Source organism: Spirillospora sp. NPDC049652 (assembly GCF_040675125.1).
Classification (GTDB): Bacteria; Actinomycetota; Actinomycetes; order Streptosporangiales; family Streptosporangiaceae; genus Spirillospora.
Genome location: NZ_JBFAOF010001563.1, coordinates 1 through 1,071, shown reverse-complemented (window position 1 = coordinate 1,071; position 1,071 = coordinate 1). Strand labels below are relative to the sequence as shown.

2 protein-coding genes are annotated in these 1,071 nt (G+C 74.3%); one reads left to right on the top strand and one right to left on the bottom strand.

The window, feature by feature from the left end:
* Positions 1 to 243: hypothetical protein (locus AB0J52_RS41940; protein WP_500188881.1), on the top strand; the 243-nt coding region annotated here is incomplete at its 5' end.
* Positions 244 to 260: 17 nt separating this feature from the next.
* On the opposite strand, the gene AB0J52_RS41935 is transcribed toward AB0J52_RS41940, so the two are convergent.
* On the bottom strand, positions 261 to 1,071 hold an 811-nt coding region (locus AB0J52_RS41935; RefSeq protein ID WP_500188879.1), incomplete at its 5' end, for a sensor histidine kinase.

Sequence of the window (1,071 nt, the reverse complement as noted above, 5' to 3'; positions counted from 1 at the left end):
CGGGTCACCTACCGCGGGCGGCGGGCCACCGGGGTCGTGGAGGACTTCGGTCCCGCCGGGTGGGCGGTCGCGCAGCACGACGTCCCCGCCATCCTGGACCTGTCGGAGGAGATGATGGCGCGCCTCACCGGACGCCGCGTCCACGCCGTCCACGTCCGGTTCGAGGTGCTGAGCTGGGGCCGCGGCGACGTGTACCGCGACTCCGGCCCGGGGCACGCCCTCGCTTTCGGCCACGGCGGCTGAGCCGCCGGGAGTCCCGGTCAGGCCTCCTCGGGGACGGGCGGGACGACGGCGGCGGTGAGGGGCAGGCGAACCTGGAAGCGGGTGTCGCCCGGGACCGAGGCGACCTGGATGTCGCCGCCGTGCCGGTCGACCACGATCCGCCAGGAGATGTCCAGGCCGAGCCCGGTGCCCTGCCCGACCGGCTTGGTCGTGAAGAACGGGGTGAAGATCCGGTCGAGGTTCTGCTCCGGGATGCCGCCGCCGGTGTCGGCGATCTCCACCACGGCCTGCCCGTTGTCGCGGAACGTCCGGACGGTGAGGGTGCCCGAGCCGCCCATGGCGTCCAGGGCGTTGACGACCAGGTTCGTCCAGACCTGGTTCAGCTCCGCCGCGTACACCGGGACCGGCGGCAGGCCGGACGCGTAGTCGGTGCGGACCCGCACGTCCGCCGGGATCTTGCGCTTCAGCATGGTGAGGGTGCTGTCGAGCAGGGTGCGCAGGTCGACGTCCTGGTACGGGGCGCGGTCGAGCTGGGAGTACTGGCGCGCCGAGTCCAGCAGGCCGGTGATCCGGGTGGTCGCCTCGGAGATCTCCGCCTGGAGCTGCGCGACCTCCAGCGTCTCGGTGAGCCAGGCCATCGCGACGCCCAGCCGGTCCCCCGCGATCTCGGCGACGCGCTCGGCGTCGTCCACGCCGATCCCCGCCGCGACCAGGGCCGGCGCGAGGTCCCAGGCGTTCGCGACGCCCCGCCCGTCGAGCCAGTCGCCGAGTTCGTCCTCGGCGTCGCCGACCTCGATCGGGTCGCGGGCGGGCTGCCGGTGCCCGGCTCCGACCAGGCGGTCGTGCAGC